This is a genomic window from Aeribacillus sp. JST-2 (genome assembly GCF_056032925.1).
The window spans coordinates 1-1,448 of record NZ_JBVVUU010000098.1; the positions used below are offsets into that span (position 1 = coordinate 1).

Below are 1,448 nucleotides of genomic sequence, written 5' to 3' on the forward strand. Positions count from 1 at the left end.
TGGATTTAAGTCAATATTTTGGACACCAATAAGTGAAATTTAATTTTGATCTCATGCCATATTTTTCATGACATCGCTGGTCGCTTGACATGGAGCCTCTGCGGGCGTGGTGTTATGCGAAGGGCGAAAGGGGCAATGATTTCTTTCGCATGGCAAACAAGCCTACCACGCCCCGCCACTCCATGTAAAGCGGATGCTTGTAAAATTGTGAAGAGCACTACGCTGCCCCTTTGATACTGTCTTCTGTTTCTTGTGGCGTCATATAGCCCAGGCAGCTATGAATCCGTTTCCGATTGTACCAGCCTTCTATAAATTCGAATAAGGCTCTTCTGGCAGCTTGAAAGTTCAAATAGTTGACTCTGTAGATCTCTTCCTTTTTCAGAATTGCATGGAAAGACTCAATGCAGGCGTTATCGTATGGGCAACCTTTTTTACTGAAGGAGTGTTTGAACTGCTTCTTTTCCATGTATTCTGCAAATTTCTCGCTTGTATACTGGGATCCCAAATCAGAATGCAAGATCAATCCCGGACCTGGACGTTGTGCCTGATAAGCGTTTTCTACTGCCTTTAAAGCCAGTTCAGTCGTCATGTGGCGGTCAAAAGCGTAACCGACAATCTTTCTGGAATGTAAATCCATTACGGAAGCCAGGTAGCACCAACCGTCTCTCAAAGTATGAATGTACGTAATATCCGTAACCCATTTCTCGTTGATGGTTGTCGTTGAGAAGTCCTGGTTCAGCAGGTTATCGTGTTCTTCCATCTTGCCCTTATTGGAATGGGGGCGGTACTTTTTTCTGATAATGGAATAAATGCCTGCAGCCTTCATCAAACGCTGAACCCGTTTCAGGCTAACTTTGAGCCCTTCTTTTTCAAGCATATGGTGGATCTTCGGTGCTCCGTATCTCTGCTTGCTTTCCGTATGGATTTTTCGTATTCTGTCTGTCAGCTCCCGGTTTTCCCGTTTTGTTTTTGACTCTGTTTTTTGTTTGGATTGATAGTAGGTACTTCTCGGCACGCCAAGGACCGTACACATGGTTTTAAGGTCATAATGGTGTTTGGCTCTTATCTCGTCAATCATGGATATAACAGTGGTTTGATCTACTTCTTTGCGAATATGGCCATAGCTTTTTTTAAGATTTCGTTTTCCTCTTTCAGCCGGTGCAATTCTTTTTGCAGGTTCAGAAATTCTTCCGGGGTAAAAGAGCCCCCGTCATCCAGCTTAACCGGTTTTTGTTTTCTGATCCATTTGTAGATTGTCGTTTCAGACAGGCCATATTCGCTGCAGATCTGTTTTACTGGTGTTCCAGTTTGATAAAGCTCAACCACCATTTCCTTAAATTCAGCATGATAACTTTTACGTTTTTCGCTTGTGTTACCCATATCAGGACACATCCCTTCGTTAATATTATATTTCACTAAAGGGTGTCCATGAAACTATACTAGCATCA

1 protein-coding gene is annotated in these 1,448 nt (G+C 42.9%); it reads right to left on the minus strand.

Annotation, left to right across the window (positions count from 1 at the left end; translation table 11 throughout):
- Positions 1 to 217: 217 nt before the first annotated feature.
- Positions 218 to 1,380 (minus strand): IS3 family transposase gene (locus AC0KTX_RS16730; protein ID WP_445206380.1). Its coding sequence is split into 2 segments (ribosomal slippage): positions 218 to 1,137 and positions 1,137 to 1,380, totalling 1,164 coding nucleotides; the frame shifts between segments, so codons are not numbered across the junction.
- Positions 1,381 to 1,448: the final 68 nt, after the last annotated feature.